The 15,967-nt window shown below is 67.1% G+C and carries 13 protein-coding genes; 5 read left to right on the forward strand and 8 right to left on the reverse strand.

Features of this window, described 5'->3' with window-relative positions; all coding sequences use genetic code 11:
- Nucleotides 1–3 precede the first annotated feature (3 nt).
- Together ptsP and nagE are read left to right on the forward strand one after the other, a co-directional pair.
- Nucleotides 4–2,586: a phosphoenolpyruvate--protein phosphotransferase gene (gene ptsP / locus U4Y91_RS21935; protein WP_321806834.1), complete on the forward strand. Its 2,583-nt coding sequence runs from the start codon at nt 4–6 to the stop codon at nt 2,584–2,586.
- Between the two features lie 87 nt (nt 2,587–2,673).
- Nucleotides 2,674–4,437 carry an N-acetylglucosamine-specific PTS transporter subunit IIBC gene (gene nagE, locus U4Y91_RS21940; protein ID WP_321806835.1) on the forward strand — a complete coding sequence of 588 codons (1,764 nt, stop codon included), beginning with the start codon at nt 2,674–2,676 and terminating at the stop codon, nt 4,435–4,437.
- 258 nt (nt 4,438–4,695) lie between these two features.
- On the opposite strand, the gene cydX is transcribed toward nagE, so the two are convergent.
- The 5 genes from cydX to rpoH all read right to left on the reverse strand — a co-directional run bounded on the left by cydX (nt 4,696) and on the right by rpoH (nt 9,151).
- Nucleotides 4,696–4,818, reverse strand: a complete 123-nt coding sequence (cydX, locus tag U4Y91_RS21945) for a cytochrome bd-I oxidase subunit CydX (RefSeq protein WP_060035688.1) — start codon at nt 4,816–4,818, stop codon at nt 4,696–4,698.
- A 54-nt stretch (nt 4,819–4,872) separates the two neighbouring features.
- Entirely contained in the window at nt 4,873–6,009 is a 1,137-nt protein-coding gene (cydB, locus tag U4Y91_RS21950) for a cytochrome d ubiquinol oxidase subunit II (RefSeq protein ID WP_321806836.1), read from the reverse strand.
- 31 nt (nt 6,010–6,040) lie between these two features.
- Nucleotides 6,041–7,621 carry a cytochrome ubiquinol oxidase subunit I gene (locus U4Y91_RS21955; protein ID WP_321806837.1) on the reverse strand — a complete coding sequence of 527 codons (1,581 nt, stop codon included), beginning with the start codon at nt 7,619–7,621 and terminating at the stop codon, nt 6,041–6,043.
- Entirely contained in the window at nt 7,611–7,886 is a 276-nt protein-coding gene (cydP, locus tag U4Y91_RS21960; protein WP_415750484.1) for a cytochrome oxidase putative small subunit CydP, read from the reverse strand. Before cydP ends, U4Y91_RS21955 begins: the two co-directional genes overlap by 11 nt.
- 329 nt (nt 7,887–8,215) lie before the next feature.
- Nucleotides 8,216–9,151: an RNA polymerase sigma factor RpoH gene (gene rpoH / locus U4Y91_RS21965; protein WP_321806838.1), complete on the reverse strand. Its 936-nt coding sequence runs from the start codon at nt 9,149–9,151 to the stop codon at nt 8,216–8,218.
- Between the two features lie 361 nt (nt 9,152–9,512).
- Between rpoH and U4Y91_RS21970 the strand changes: the two genes are divergently transcribed.
- Together U4Y91_RS21970 and U4Y91_RS21975 are read left to right on the forward strand one after the other, a co-directional pair.
- Nucleotides 9,513–10,082 (forward strand): acyloxyacyl hydrolase, encoded by a 570-nt coding sequence (locus U4Y91_RS21970; RefSeq protein ID WP_321806839.1) that lies wholly within the window; start codon nt 9,513–9,515, stop codon nt 10,080–10,082.
- A gap of 45 nt (nt 10,083–10,127) precedes the next feature.
- Nucleotides 10,128–10,511, forward strand: a complete 384-nt coding sequence (locus U4Y91_RS21975) for a nuclear transport factor 2 family protein (protein ID WP_321806840.1) — start codon at nt 10,128–10,130, stop codon at nt 10,509–10,511.
- A gap of 142 nt (nt 10,512–10,653) precedes the next feature.
- On the opposite strand, the gene leuA is transcribed toward U4Y91_RS21975, so the two are convergent.
- On the reverse strand, nt 10,654–12,300 hold the full coding sequence (gene leuA / locus U4Y91_RS21980) for a 2-isopropylmalate synthase (RefSeq protein ID WP_321806841.1): 1,647 nt from the start codon (nt 12,298–12,300) through the stop codon (nt 10,654–10,656).
- Nucleotides 12,301–12,694: 394 nt separating this feature from the next.
- On the reverse strand, nt 12,695–13,669 hold the full coding sequence (gene ybiB / locus U4Y91_RS21985) for a DNA-binding protein YbiB (protein WP_321806842.1): 975 nt from the start codon (nt 13,667–13,669) through the stop codon (nt 12,695–12,697).
- A 205-nt stretch (nt 13,670–13,874) separates the two neighbouring features.
- Between ybiB and maiA the strand changes: the two genes are divergently transcribed.
- Complete coding sequence (maiA, locus tag U4Y91_RS21990) at nt 13,875–14,519, forward strand: maleylacetoacetate isomerase (RefSeq protein WP_321806843.1); 645 nt, start codon at nt 13,875–13,877, stop codon at nt 14,517–14,519.
- A 111-nt stretch (nt 14,520–14,630) separates the two neighbouring features.
- Here the strand turns inward: maiA and ftsY are convergent, their stop codons facing one another.
- On the reverse strand, nt 14,631–15,791 hold the full coding sequence (ftsY, locus tag U4Y91_RS21995; protein WP_321806844.1) for a signal recognition particle-docking protein FtsY: 1,161 nt from the start codon (nt 15,789–15,791) through the stop codon (nt 14,631–14,633).
- Between the last annotated feature and the right edge of the window lie 176 nt (nt 15,792–15,967).

Here is a 15,967-nt window from a genome sequence, read left to right on the forward strand (position 1 = left end):
CCGATGAGACGCGCCGAGGAGTCCCAGTTGAAGAGTTCCACCCATGATCAGATCGTCCTGCTCAGCCCCCTGACCGGGCCGATCGTCGCGCTGGCCGATGTGCCCGATCCGGTGTTCTCCGGCGGGATGTTCGGCGACGGCATCGGCATCGACCCGCTCGCGGGCAGGCTCGTCGCGCCGTGCGCCGGCGTCGTGTCGCATCTCGCGCGCACCGGCCATGCGGTGACGATCACGACGCCGCAAGGCGCGGAAGTGCTGCTGCACATCGGCATCGACACCGTCGAGCTGAACGGGCAGGGCTTCACCGCGCACGTCGAAGCCGGCGCGCGTGTCGCGGCGGGCGACCTGCTGATCGAGTTCGACCAGGACGCGGTCGCGCGCAGCGCGCATTCGCTGGTTTCGGTGATCGCGATCGCGAACTCCGACGCGTTCGACGTCGTCGAGCGCGCGAGCGGTTTCGCGACGGCCGGCGAGACGCCGCTCCTGACGCTGCGCGGCAAGGGCGAAGCCGCCGCGCAGGCGGCGCAGGCCGGCGCCGCGGCGATGAACGAAGTGCGTCGCGAGATCGTGCTGACGCAGCCGGGCGGCCTGCATGCACGCCCGGCCGCGCGGGCACGCGAATCCGTGCGCGGCTTCGACGCGACGGTCGACGTGCAGTTCGACGGCCGCAAGGCGTCGATCGCGAGCGTCGTGGGCCTGCTCGGCCTCGGCGCCGGCGAAGGCGCGACGATCGAACTGATCGGCCGCGGCGCGCACGCGCAGCAGGCCGTCGACGCGGTCGAGCACGAGCTGCTGCGCGAAGCGCACGGCGAAGTCGAGGAGAAACCGGCGCGGCTGCGTTCGCCCGCGCCGCAGCCGATCGTGCGCAACACCGGCGCGATACTCGATCCGAACACGCTCGCGGGCGTGTGCGCGGCGCCCGGCATCGCGGTCGGCACGCTGGTGCGTCTCGACGATGCGGAGATCGTGCCGCCCGAACAGGCGAGCGGCACGCCCGCGTCGGAAAGCCGCCGGCTCGACCAGGCGCTGAAGGCGGTCGACACCGAACTCGACGAAACGGTGCGCGACGCATCGGCGCGCGGCGCGGTCGGCGAGGCGGGGATCTTCGCGGTGCATCGCGTGCTGCTCGAGGATCCGACGCTGGTCGACGCGGCGCGCGACCAGATCAGCCTCGGCAAGAGCGCGGGTTTCGCGTGGCGCGCGACGATCCGCGCGCAGATCGACACGCTGTCGAAGCTCGACGATGCGCTGCTCGCCGAGCGCGCGGCCGACCTGCGCGACATCGAGAAGCGCGTGCTGCGCGCGCTCGGCCACACGAGCGGTGCGACCCGCACGCTGCCCGCCGAGGCCGTGCTCGCCGCCGAGGAATTCACACCGTCGGACCTGTCGTCGCTCGATCGCCAGCGCGTGACCGCGCTCGTGATGGCGCGCGGCGGCGCGACGTCGCATGCGGCGATCATCGCGCGCCAGCTCGGCATTCCGGCGCTCGTCGCGGTCGGCGACGCGCTGTATGCGATTCCCGACGGCACGCAGGTCGTCGTCGATGCGAGCGCGGGCCGTCTCGAACATGCGCCGACCGCACTCGACGTCGAACGTGCGCGCAATGAACGCCAGCGCCTGGACGGCGTGCGCGAAGCGAACCGGCAACTGGCCGGCGCCGCCGCCGCGACGGTCGACGGCCGCGCCATCGAGGTCGCTGCGAACATCGCGACGCTCGACGACGCGAACACCGCGGTCGACAACGGCGCGGACGCGGTCGGCCTGCTGCGCACCGAGCTGATGTTCATCCATCGCCAGGCCGCGCCGAGCGTCGTCGAGCACCAGCAGAGCTACCAGTCGATCGTCGATGCGCTGCAGGGCCGCACGGCGATCATCCGCACGCTCGACGTCGGCGCCGACAAGGAAGTCGACTACCTGACGCTGCCGCCCGAGCCGAACCCGGCGCTCGGCCTGCGCGGCATCCGCCTCGCACAGGTGCGCCCCGATCTGCTCGACGATCAGCTGCAGGGCCTGCTCGCGGTGAAGCCGTTCGGCGCGGTACGCATCCTGCTGCCGATGGTGACGGATGCCGGGGAGCTCGTGCGGCTGCGCCAGCGCATCGACGAATTCGCGCGGGCGCAGGGCCGCACCGAGCCGATCGAGGTCGGCGTGATGATCGAGGTGCCGTCGGCGGCGCTGCTCGCCGACCAGCTCGCGCAGCACGCGGATTTCCTGTCGATCGGCACCAACGACCTGACGCAGTACACGCTCGCGATGGACCGCTGCCAGGCCGATCTGGCCGCGCAGTCCGACGGCCTGCATCCGGCCGTGCTGCGCCTGATCGACATCGCGGTGCGCGGTGCCGCGAAGCACGGCAAATGGGTCGGCGTGTGCGGCGCGCTGGGCGGCGATCCGCTCGCGGTGCCGATCCTCGTCGGCCTCGGCGTGACCGAACTGTCGGTCGACCCGGTGTCGGTGCCGGGCATCAAGGCGCGTGTGCGCCGTCTCGATTACCAGCTGTGTCGCCAGCGTGCGCAGGATCTGCTCGCACTCGACTCGGCACAGGCGGTAAGGGCAGCAAGCCGCGAGGTCTGGCCGCTCGACTGAACGTCGACGGCGGGCGCGCGACCCGTTTCACTACGCAAGCAATTAGGTCAACGACGCTTAATGACGAGACATGGATTGGAGGATTGAATGGACGGGAATCCGTTTCTGAAGATACAGGGCCTGGGCCGGGCGCTGATGCTGCCGATCGCGGTGTTGCCGGTCGCCGGCATCCTGCTGCGGCTCGGGCAGCCGGACGTGTTCAACATCAAGATGATCGCCGACGCCGGCGGCGCGATCTTCGACAACCTGCCGCTGCTGTTTGCAATCGGCGTGGCGGTCGGTTTCGCGAAGGACAACAACGGCGTGGCGGCACTCGCGGGCGCGATCGGCTACCTGATCGAAACCGCGATCATGAAGGACATCGATCCCAAGCTGAACATGGGCGTGCTGTCCGGGATCATCGCGGGTGTCGTTGCGGGCTTGCTGTACAACCGCTACAAGGACATCAAGCTGCCCGACTACCTCGCGTTCTTCGGCGGCAAGCGGTTCGTGCCGATCATCACCGGGCTCGTGTGCGTGGTACTCGGCATCGTGTTCGGATACGTGTGGCAGCCGGTCCAGCATCTGATCGACGCGGCCGGCCAGTGGCTGACGACGGCGGGCGCGATCGGTGCGTTCGTGTTCGGCTTCCTGAACCGCCTGCTGCTCGTCACGGGCCTGCACCACATCATCAACTCGCTCGCGTGGTTCGTGTTCGGCAACTTCACGCCGCCGGCCGGCGGCGAGCTCGTGCACGGCGACCTGCACCGCTTCTTCGCGGGCGATCCGACCGCGGGCACCTTCATGGCCGGCTTCTTCCCGATCATGATGTTCGGCCTGCCGGCCGCGTGTCTCGCGATGCTGCACGAAGCGCCGAAGGAGCGCCGCGCGATGGTCGGCGGCCTGCTGTTCTCGATGGCGCTCACGTCGTTCCTGACGGGCGTGACCGAGCCGATCGAATTCAGCTTCATGTTCCTCGCGCCGGTGCTGTACGTGATCCACGCGGTGCTCACCGGGCTGTCGCTCGCGATCTGCCAGCTGCTCGGCGTGAAGCTCGGCTTCACGTTCTCGGCCGGCGCGATCGACTACGTGCTGAACTACGGGCTGTCGACGAAGGGCTGGATCGCGATTCCGCTCGGCATCGCGTACGGCGCGGCGTACTACGGGCTGTTCCGTTTCTTCATCCGCAAGTTCAACATGGCGACGCCGGGTCGCGAGCCGGCCTCGGCCGACGCAGCAACCGAATCGTTCGCATCGGGCGGCTTCGTCGCACCGGCGGCCGGTGCCGCGGCGGCAGCGCCGCGTGCGCAGCGCTACATCGCCGCGCTCGGCGGCGCGGGCAACCTGACGGTCGTCGACGCCTGCACGACGCGCCTGCGCCTGAGCGTCGTCGATCCGGAGAAGGTGTCGGAGCCGGAACTGAAGTCGATCGGCGCGCGCGGCGTGCTCAAGCGCGGCGGCAACAGCGTGCAGGTGATCATCGGGCCGGAGGCGGACATCATCGCCGACGAGATGCGTTCGGCGATCGGCAGCGGTGCGGCCGGTGCCGCGGCGACGGCCACGGTCGCGGCCGCGCAGCCGGTCACCGGCGCGGCGGCCGGTCCGCTCGATCCCGATCCGCTGCGTTGGCTTGCGGTGTTCGGCGGCGCGACCAACGTCGCATCGCTCGACGCGATCGCGACCACGCGCCTGCGCGTCGTCGTGCGCGACGCAGCGGCGGTCGATCGCGATCGGCTCGGCGCGCTCGATGTCGCATGGGTGGCGCCGGACACGTTCCACATCGTCTGCGGCAACGCGGCAGCGCGCTATGCGGAACAGCTCGGCGCGCGCCTGCCGTCGACGGGCGGTGGTGCGGCCGTGCAACCGGCATGATCTGACGAGACCGGCCCGATCCGCCTCGCGGATGCGGGCCGCCGGTCGGTAAAACGAAAACGGCTTGCGACGCGTGTGTCGCAAGCCGTTTTTCTTTGGCGGCGCGCGGACGCGATGCGTGCATCGGCATCGCGCTAAATTGGCGTCGACGTGCCGCGCGTGCCGAACGAATGACCGGACGAAAAAAACCTCGCACGTAGCGAGGTTCGTTCCCGATGGCGCGCGGCGGGGCGATCAGCCGCCGCCGCGCATGAGTGGTCAGTCGCGGCGTGCGCGCATCGGCGCTTCCTGCGGCTTCTGCCGCGCTTCGAGCCACATCGCGTTGACGATGCCGAACGACAGCGCGACGCCGATACCGAGAATCCAGCTGAAGTACCACATGATCCGACTCCTTGCGAAACGGTGGGCGAGGGCGCGTGCGCGCCCCGGCCGGGTTCAATACATCGAGTGCTTGTTCTCTTCGAGCGACTGGTGCGTGACCTTGCCGCGCATCACGCGATACACCCAGCTCGTATAGAGCAGGACGATCGGCAGGAACACGATCACCGCGAACAGCATCACCTGCAGCGTCATGTGGCTCGACGTCGAATCCCACACGGTCAGGCTGCTGCGCGGGTCGAGCGACGACGGCATGATGAACGGGAACATCGAGAAGCCCGCGGTCAGGATCACGCCGGCGATCATCAGGCCGGTGCAGAAGAACGCCGTCTTTTCCTGCTTCGAACCGGCGAGCAGCAGCGCGAGCAGGCCGCCCGCGATCCCGACGACCGGCGCCGCGATCATCCACGGATACGCGCCGTAATTCGCGAGCCACAGGCCCGAGCCGGCGGCGACGTCCTTGAGCAGCGGGTTCGCGACGGTGTCGGTTGGCGCGGCGTGCGTGATGTGGAAGCCGCCGACATACGAGGCGATCAGCACGCCGGCCAGCGCGAACAGCACGACCGCGAGGAACGACGCCACCCGCAGCGCGATCGACGCGCGGCGTGCGATCACGCCGTCGGTCTTCATCTTGATGAATGCCGCGCCGTGCGCGACCAGCATCGTGAGGCTGACGAGCCCGCAGAGCAGCGCGAACGGGTTCAGCAGCGCCCAGAAGCCGCCGTAGTAGGTGACGCGCAGGTCGCTGTCGAACTTGAACGGCACGCCCTGCAGCAGGTTGCCGAACGCGACGCCGAACACCAGCGCCGGCACGAAACCGCCGACGAACAGGCCCCAGTCCCAGCCCGCGCGCCAGCGCGGGTCGGGCCGCTTGCTGCGATAGTCGAAGCCGACCGGCCGGAAGAACAGCGCGAACAGCACGAGCAGCATCGCGAAGTAGAAGCCGGAGAACGACGCGGCATAGACGAGCGGCCAGGCGGCGAACATCGCGCCGCCTGCCGTGATCAGCCACACCTGGTTGCCTTCCCACGTCGCGCCGACCGTGTTGACGATGATGCGGCGCTCCTCGTCGGTCTTGCCGAGGAACGGCAGCAGCGCGGTCGCGCCCATGTCGAAGCCGTCGGTGACGGCGAAGCCGATCAGCAGCACGCCGACGAGCAGCCACCAGATCAGCTTGAGCGTTGCATAGTCCATAGCGATTCCTTGTTCCGTTGCGGGGGCGTGCTCAAACCGAGGCACGCTCGCCGGCTGCGGCGAGTTCGTGGTGATAGCGGCCGGTATGCAGCGACGACGGGCCGAGGCGCGCGTACTTGAACATCAGCTTGATCTCGATGACGAACAGCGCGGTGTAGAACAGGATGAAGCCCGCGAGACTCAGGTACAGGTCGGACGGCTGCAGGCTCGACGCGGACAGGTGCGTCGGCAGCACGCCGGCGATCGTCCACGGCTGGCGGCCGAGCTCGGCCACGATCCAGCCGAATTCGATCGCGATCCACGGCAGCGGGATCGCCCACAGCGCGTAGCGGAGGAACCAGCGGCGGTTGTCCTGCAGCAGCTCGCGGCGCGCGCAGAACCAGAACGCGGCAACGAACGTCGCGACGAACAGGAAGCCGAGGGCCACCATGATCCGGAACGAGAAGAACACGGGCGCGACCGGCGGGATCGTCTTCTTCGCGGCGGCCTTGATCTGCTCGGGCGTTGCATCGACCACGTTCGGCGTGAACTGCTTGAGCATCAGCCCGTAGCCGAGATACTGCTTGTGCTGGTCGAACAGCGCGCGGGTCGCGTCGCTCGTGTCGCCCTGCTTGATCTTCTGCAGCGCGCCGTACGCGACCATCCCGCTCTGGATGTGCTCCTCGCTATGCTTCGCGAGCTCGCGCAGGCCGATCACCGGCTCGTCGATCGAGCGCGTCGCGATCAGGCCGAGCGCGTACGGGATCTTGATCGCGTAGTCGGTGCGCTGCTCCTCCTGGTTCGGGATGCCGATCAGCGTGAACGATGCGGGCGCCGGCTGCGTTTCCCATTCGGACTCGATCGCGGCGAGCTTCATCTTCTGCACTTCGCCGGTCGTATAGCCCGATTCGTCGCCGAGCACGATCACGCAGAGCGTCGCCGCGAGACCGAAGCCGGCCGCGACCGCGAACGAGCGCAGCGCGAAGTCGACGTCGCGCTTCTTCAGCAGGTACCACGACGACACGCCGAGCACGAACATCGCTGCCGACACGTAGCCGGCCGACACGGTGTGGACGAACTTCACCTGCGCGACCGGGTTGAACAGCACGTCGAACAGGCTCGTCATCTCCATGCGCATCGTCTGGTAGTTGAACTCGGCGCCGACCGGATTGTTCATCCAGCCGTTCGCGACGAGGATCCACAGCGCGGACAGGTTCGAGCCCAGCGCGACGAGGAACGTCACCATCAGGTGCTTGACCTTCGACAGGCGGTTCCAGCCGAAGAAGAACAGGCCGACGAACGTCGATTCGAGGAAGAACGCCATCAGGCCCTCGACCGCGAGCGGCACGCCGAAGATGTCGCCGACGTAGTGCGAGTAGTACGACCAGTTCGTGCCGAACTGGAATTCGAGCGTGATGCCGGTCGTCACGCCCATCGCGAAGTTGATCCCGAACAACTTGCCCCAGAACTGGGTCATGTCCTTGTAGACCTGTTTGCCGGTCATCACGTAGACGGCTTCCATGATGACGAGCAGCCAGGACAGGCCGAGCGTCAGCGGCACGAACAGGAAATGGTAGAGCGCCGTGATGCCGAACTGCAGACGCGACAGATCGACGACTTCGCTACTTATCATGGTGGTCTCCCTCGGTAGATGCAGGCGCCGGCACCGAGAGCAGCTTCTCGGCGACGACGGCAGGCGGCAGCGACATGTGCTCGGCCTGCGGATGATTGAAGAATGCGTATTTGAGTGACATCAGGAGGATCAGCTTGACGATCAGCACCAGCGTGATGTCGCGCATCAGGGTCGGCCCGCGCGCCCACGCGGCGATGCGTGCGCGCCAGCCGGTGCCTGCCGCGTGCGGGGGACGCGGCGCAGGCTCTTTATTGATCGAGATCAAGGTGATTATCCTGAATCGATTTACATCGGTTTTTGGGGCGACTTTACGTCGGATTTATGACGGCAGTTAAGCTGTTTTAATCCTTTTAAGCCGACATGCCAATTTTAAAATACCGGCTTTCCGATGCCGAGTGCTGCGCTGCGGCAGACCGTCGCGAAGCGCGTGTCGAAACTTGAGGCAGATCAAGGTTATGCGGAAGGGGCCGGAATTCGCCCGATACCCGATCAATAAGGTCGATTAATCAGACACGATCGAGGCTAAAACGACAGACGAAAAAAACCGCTGCCGGTCGGGCAGCGGTTTTGGGTGAGGCGCTCTAAATCGCGGATTCAGGCGTATTCGGCAAGTGCGGTGCGCATCTTCTTCATGGCGCTCGCTTCGATCTGGCGGATGCGTTCCGCCGATACGCCGAACTCGGCCGCGAGATCGTGCAGCGTCGAGCCGCCCGAGCCGTCGTCGTCGACGTGCAGCCAGCGCGCCTCGATGATCCGGCGGCTGCGTGCGTCGAGCGCTTCCAGCGCCTGTGCGATGCCGTCCGTCTGCAGCATGTCGCGCTGACGCGCGGCCAGCACGGCGGTCGGCTCGTTGTGCGAATCGGCCAGATAGGCGATCGGCGCGTACGATTCCTCGCCGTCTTCCACTTGGCCCTCGAGTGCGATGTCGCCGCCCGACAGGCGCGTTTCCATTTCGGTCACGTCTTCGCGCTTGACGTTGAGCTCCTGCGCGAGGCCGTCGATTTCCTCGGGCGTCATCGCCTGCATGCTCTTCTTGTGGCTGCGCAGGTTGAAGAACAGCTTGCGCTGCGCCTTCGTCGTCGCGACCTTCACCATCCGCCAGTTGCGCAGGATGTACTCGTGGATCTCGGCCTTGATCCAGTGGATCGCGTACGACACCAGACGCACGTTTTGCGCCGGGTCGAAACGCTTCACCGCCTTCATCAGGCCGATGTTGCCTTCCTGGATCAGGTCGCCGTGCGGCAGGCCGTAGCCGAGATAGTTGCGCGCGATCGACACGACGAGCCGCAGGTGCGACAGCACGAGACGGCGTGCCGAGTCGAGGTTGTTGTCTTCGCGGAATTCGGTCGCGTACTGGCGTTCCTCTTCGGCGGTCAGCAGCGGGATCCGGTTGACGGCCTGGATATACGCGTCGATGTTGCCAAGCTGGCCCGGCAACATCGATTGAGTTGCGAGCGCCAGCGAGCCTGCCGATTCGGCCTTGGCCGGCGTCGGGCTCAGGGTGTTCGGAAGGGTCAGGGCGTGGCTCACTAAAAAACTCCTTTGGAATCAGGGACAAACCCCTGGTCTCGGATGAGATTCCGGGGCCCATCTTAGCACTCCCGTAATCCGAGTGCTAATTCCTTAGAGGGCACGGGGGCATCCAAGTTCCCGATTTTCTATCGAACTTGTCGAGGCGATAGTCTAATTTGCGACCGGGCTGGCGGGGGGAAGTTCCGTAAGCCATTGTTTCTGATGGTAATCAGTAGACGATTTCGATTTTTGTAGTTTTGGAAGCAAACAATTTCGCTTCGTGATGCCGATCCGAAAAGTCCTTTACCATACCATTCAGTTCGCTCGGGCCCGGCCGCTGCGGCAAGGCTCCATTCAACCCACAAAGTTGGAGTGTCAGATGAACAATAAGAAGAATCGCCGGCCTCGTAACCGGCTTGCGCTGCATGCGCTCGTGGCGGCGTCGCTGCTGGGCGGATCGGGCGCCGCGTTCGCGGATCGATGGGGAATCCAGGCCGGCGGCGGGTTTTCCGATCGCCACGGGATCGACAAGGGCGATCTCGGCGTCGTGTGGGATCCGGGCTGGAACTGGTGGGAAATCGGCGGCTGGCACTTCGCGTTCGTGATGGAAGGGCACGCCGGCTACTGGCATACGGGCGGCAATGTTCATGGCAGCATCGGCGAATTCGGCGCGCAGCCGATGTTCCGCTTCATCAAGAGCGCGGGCCAGATGCGTCCGTTCATCGAGGCCGGTGCCGGCATCCGCTTCCTGACTTCCCCGACGATCTCCAACAATCTGTCGCTGGCGACGTCGTTCCAGTTCGTGGACGTCGTCGGCGTTGGCGCCCAGTTCGGAGAACGGCAACAGTATCAGGTCGGTTACCGTTTTCAACATGTGTCTAACGCGGGTATCAAAGAGCCGAATCCTGGTATAAATTTCCACCAGTTCTACGTGCAGTACAACTTCTGATCCGCACGCCGGCGCACGGCGGGCGCGTTGCCGAGGAGTCAGGCGATGGCGAAGGTGATCGATGCGATTCGCGCACTCGAGCGCGATCGGTTCCGGGCGATGGTCGACGGAGACGGCGAGGCGCTCGATGCGCAATTGTCGGACAAGGTGTTCTTCGTGCACACCAACGGCAAACGCGAAACCAAGCAGCAGTTCATCGACGCCATCGTCGCCGGCCGCCGCCGCTATCGCCAGATCGAAATCCAGTCGCAGGACCTGCTGCCCGTCGGCGATGCGACCTGCGTCGTCACCGGGCGCGCGTTGATCGAGATGGAAACGAACAACGGCGGGCTGGTGTTTCCGATCGCCTATACGGCCGTCCACACGCATGAGCAGGGCCACTGGCGCCTGCTCGCGTGGCAGGCGACGCGGTGCGCGACCGAGACATGAGCGCGCATGGCGCTCCTTTTCATGTCCCGACCGAAGCGGCCTTCTGGGCCGCTTTTTATTGGCCCGTGCGGCGCGGATCGCGCGGCGCACGGGCGGTCACGCACCGCTCGCTGACGTTCGAACCCTGAAGCGAAACCTGCCGTCAGGCCGCCGCGCGGCGGTCGGCGCACTGCCAGGCCGAGCGGTTGATCGCGCTGACGACCGCATCGAGCGCGGCGCTCGCCGCGTCGTCGTGCACCCCGACACCATGCCGCAGCGGCGCGTCGCCAACCCGGCAGCCGACCGATACCGCGATCCGGCCGTCCGTCGTGCGCGCGTGTTCGCACGAGGCGACGTCGATCGTCGCGCCTGCTGCCGTCGCGAAGGCCGCGGCCATGCGCTGCACGGCGTCTTCGGGCGTCGCGTCGGCCGGCGGCGCGCTCGCGATGTCGCGGTTCTGCCAGCGTGCGCCGTTGCCGTGGCGCGCGGCCGGGCCGTCGGTCTCGAAGAATTCGCGCGCGAACAGCGCACAGATCGCGTCGCCGGTCACTTCCTCGCCGGATGCGTCGGCGAGCGTCTGCACCGCGTGGCTGAATTCGATCTGCACGCGGCGCGTCGGCGTGAAGCCCATCCCGCGTTCGAGCAGGAACGTCGCGCCGCCCTTGCCGGACTGGCTGTTCACGCGGATCACCGCGTCATAGCTGCGGCCGAGGTCGGCCGGGTCGATCGGCAGGTACGGCACTTCCCACACCGCGTCGGGGCGTTGCTGCGCGAAGCCCTTGCGGATCGCGTCCTGGTGCGAGCCGGAGAACGCGGTGAACACGAGGTCGCCCGCGTACGGATGGCGCGGATGCACCGGAATCTGGTTGCAGTGCTCGACCACGCGGCGCACCGCGTCGATGTCGGAGAAATCGAGGCCCGGGTCGATGCCCTGCGTATAGAGGTTCAGCGCGAGCGTGACGAGGTCGACGTTGCCGGTACGCTCGCCGTTGCCGAACAGGCAGCCCTCGACGCGGTCGGCGCCCGCGAGCAGCGCGAGTTCGGCGGCGGCGACCGCGGTGCCGCGATCGTTGTGCGGATGCACGGACAGCACGATGCTGTCGCGATACGCGAGGTTGCGGTCCATCCACTCGATCTGGTCGGCGAACACGTTCGGGCTCGCGGCTTCGACGGTCGCCGGCAGGTTGACGATCATCTTGTGATCGCGGGTCGGACGCCACGCCTGCGCGACCGCGTCGCATACTTCGCGCGCGAACGTCAGCTCGGTCATGCTGAAGGTTTCAGGAGAGTACTGATAGGTCCAGTGCGTGTCCGGGCGGGCCGCCGCGTGTTCCTTGATGAGTCGCGTGCCCTCGACCGCGAGCGCCTTCACGTCGTCCTTCGACATCCCGAACACGATGCGCCGGAACGACGGGCAGATCGCGTTGTACAGGTGCACGATCGCGCGCGGCACGCCTTCGAGCGCGTCGAAGGTGCGCGCGATCAGGTCTTCGCGCGACTGCACGAGCACTTCGATCGTCACGTCGTCGGGGATCCGCTTCTCGTCGATCAGCTTGCGGACGAAATCGAAGTCGGTTTGCGACGCCGACGGAAAACCGACTTCGATCTCCTTGAAACCGATCGCGACCAGCATGTCGAAGAACTCCAGCTTCTGTTCGATGCTCATCGGCTCGATCAGCGACTGGTTGCCGTCGCGCAGGTCGGTGCTCATCCAGACCGGCGCACGCTCGATGGTGCGGGTCGGCCAGCGGCGGCCATTGATGCGGACGGGTTCGAACGGACGATACTTGTCTTGCGGGTTGCGCTTCATCTTCTGGACCTCGGGTCTCAAGTCGCGAGCGAAGACGGGCGGCATGGGCGACGGTAGGCGCTGCCTCGCACCGTGGCGCCGGAAACGCGCTGCGGATGCGGATGATCTTCGCGAATCGACCGACGGATAGACGGACGAATGCTGACGACTTCGGGTTGTAAAAACTGCGAGAAGGGTGCTGCGAGGAACTGCAGGGAGGGACCGTGCGGACAGCACACGGCGCTAAGACAGCCTTAGGCTAGTCGTAGCGATAGCGACCGCGCTAGGCGGCCGGAGGTAATTCGGAGGGTGTTCGGAAAGGAACGCATGGCGACAACTCTATGCCAGGATGCGGGTGCGTGTCAAATGGTCGGTTGAAAGGCCGGCGCGACAGCACGCCGGCCCGGGATGCCGGTCACGGTGCGATCCGGGTGATCCGCACGATCGTGTCGACCTGCCGCGCAAGCGTGTCGGGCACCGGAATTTCGCCGCGCAGCACGGCGTCCGTCCACGCGGCAGTGGTCGCCGCGTCACGCGATTCGGGCAGCGCGACGGGCGGTGCGTCGCTCGACGAGCGCTCGGGCTCGATCAGCGTGTCGCACACGCCGTCGTGCAGCCAGTCGACCTGCACCTGGCGCCGCGTGTCGGCCACCGCTTCGCCTTCGGTGCCGCGCGCGAGCAGCGCACCGCCGAGCGCGGCGTCCGGATGATCGCGGAACAGTTGCGCGAGGCTGTCGCGGTACGGCGGATGCGTGTAGTTGACGAGCCGCAGCCCGGCCGGCGCGAACGGCTGCAGGATCTTCACGAGCGTGTGCGTGGAGTTGCGCACGCCGAGCACGCCGCGCAGCGCCAGCAGACGCGCGATGCGCGGCGCCAGCGCGTCGATCGGCGCGAACGCGACGCGGCGCTCGGCGAGCATGTCCTCGATCGCGTCGTGCGACTTCGACGGCGCGATCGACAGCGCCGAGAAGATCTCCGCGCTCGTCACGCGGCCCGGATCGCGCTCGACGCCGTGCACGAGCACCGGCACGCCTTCGCGCGCGAGCAGCAGCGCGAGCAGCGGCACCAGGTTCGGCTGCTTGCGCGCGCCGTTGTAGCTCGGGATCGACACCGGGCGGAATGCGGCATCCTGCACGTGCACCGGTTCGAACGACGCCTGCGCGGCGGCGAGCATCGCGGACAGTTCGTCGGCGCTTTCGCCCTTCAGGCGATATGCGATCAGGATCGCGCCGAGTTCGACGTCCGACACGCGCGCGTCGAGCATCGCGCGATAGAGCTCGAACGTGTCTTCGGCGGACAGCGCGCGTGCGCCGTTCGGGCCGCGGCCGATTTCCTTGATGAAGCGTGCGCAAGGGAACGGCGAGGCGGCGGAGTCGTGGGGAGCGGTCATCGGGGCGTGGGGCGGGCGGCCGGCATCGGGCCGCGCGGTGAGCGGTAAGGAATGCCCCGAGTATCGCATGGGCGCGGCTCGCCCAAGCGCGGCTGCGCGCGCCACCGCCGCGCGGCGCGCTAAACTCGGGTTCCCGGCGGCGGCGGCGCCGTGCGTGCGCTGCAGGCGCCGTTACCGGCCGAATACGACCAACAGAGAGACACCCATGAAGCTTTACAGCTATTTCCGCAGTTCCGCGTCGTACCGCGTGCGGATCGCCCTGAACCTGAAGCAGCTGCGGTACGACACGGTCCCCGTGCACATGCTGCGCGACGGCGGCGAGCAACTGAAGGACGCGTATCGCGCGGTGAATCCGGATGCCGTCGTGCCGACGCTGATCGACGGCGATGCCACGCTGCAGCAATCGCTCGCGATCATCGAATATCTCGAGGAAACGCATCCCGAACCCGCGCTGCTGCCGAAGGCGCCGGTCGACCGCGCGTATGTGCGGGCGATCGCGCTGCAGGTGGCGTGCGAGATCCATCCGCTGAACAACCTGCGCGTGCTGAAGTACCTGAAGCACACGCTGAAGGTGCCGGAGGAAGCAAAGAACGAATGGTACCGGCACTGGATCGAGGCAGGTTTCGCGTCGCTCGAGACGCGCCTCGCGAACGATCCGCGCACCGGCAAGCTGTGCTTCGGCGACACGCCGACGCTCGCCGATATCTGCATCGTGCCGCAGGTGTTCAACGCGAACCGTTTCTCGATCGACACGACGCGCTTTCCGACGATCCAGCGGATCGCCGATCATGCGTCGACGCTCGATGCGTTCAAGGCCGCCGAGCCTGGCGTGCAGCCCGATGCCGAATGACATCGAATGACCTTGCGGGGCCGCCGGCCGCCGGCCGCCGGCTGACGGCTTCCGGTCGCGCATGAAAAAAGGGCGCCCGAAGGCACCCCGTGCGACGTGGGCCGGCGGTATTCAGCCGAGCAGCGCGTCCGCGAATTCCACCGCGCTGAACGGCTGCAGGTCCTCGACCTTCTCGCCGACGCCGATGAAGTAGACGGGCACCGGGCGCTGCCGCGCGATCGCGGCGAGGATCCCGCCCTTGGCGGTGCCGTCGAGCTTCGTGACGATCAGGCCCGTGAGGCCGAGCGCATCGTCGAAGGCCTTCACCTGCGTGAGCGCGTTCTGGCCCGTGTTCGCGTCGATCACGAGCAGTACCTCGTGCGGCGCGCCGTCGTGCGCCTTCGAGATCACGCGCTTCACCTTCTTCAGCTCTTCCATCAGGTGCAGCTGCGTCGGCAGGCGGCCGGCCGTGTCGGCCATCATCACGTCGATCCTGCGCGCGCGCGCGGCGCTGACCGCGTCGAAGATCACCGCGGCCGGGTCGCCGCTTTCCTGCTGGACGACCGTCACGTTGTTGCGCTCGCCCCAGACCGCCAGCTGTTCGCGCGCGGCCGCGCGGAACGTGTCGCCCGCGGCCAGCAGCACCGACTGGTCGAAGCTCTGCAGATGCTTCGCGAGCTTGCCGATGCTGGTGGTCTTGCCCGCGCCGTTCACGCCCGTGATCATCATCACGAGCGGTTGTGCGCGACCGAGCATCAGCGACTTCTCGAGCGGCGTCAGCAGTTCGACGAGCAGGTCGTGCAGCGCGTCCTTCACCTGCTGCGGATCGGTCAGCCGGCCCACGCGCACCTTCTCGCGCAGCGCGCCGAGCAGGTACTCGGTCGCGTCGACGCCGGCGTCGGACATCAGCAGCGCGGCTTCGAGCTCCTCGTACAGATCCTCGTCGATCTTCGTGTTGACGAACACGCCGGTGATGCTCGAGCCCGTCTTCGCGAGCCCCGACTTCAGGCGCGCGAGCCACGACTTCTTCGCGGAGGCGTCCTGCGTCGGCGGCGGCACGATCTCGACTGCTTCGACGACTTCGTCGCTGCCGTCGTTGGTCGGCGTGACCGTCATCACGACGGCCGGCGCGGCCTGTCGCGGTTGCGCGGGCGCTTGCGGTGCTTCGACCGCCCGGCGGGGCTCGGGGGCGGGCGCGTCGGACGGCTCGTCCGGTTGCGGCGCGTCGGCTGATTGCGATTCCGCGGAGTCGGGCTCCTGCGTTTTCTTGAATCGTTTGAAGAAGCTGAACATGGTCTGACGTCGGGAAGAGGGCGGAGCGCCGCCAGGGCGGAGCGCCGGAGAGGCCGTCGCGCGTGCGCACGGCGGCCGAAACCGTGCATTTTATCAGTGCGGCGAGGCACTCGCGTCAGTCGGTGCCGCCGCTGTGGTAACGTGCGCCTGTTTGGCGGTGCGCCCGCGTGCGCACC

This window comes from Burkholderia sp. BCC1993 (genome assembly GCF_905339865.1).
GTDB lineage: Bacteria > Pseudomonadota > Gammaproteobacteria > Burkholderiales > Burkholderiaceae > Burkholderia.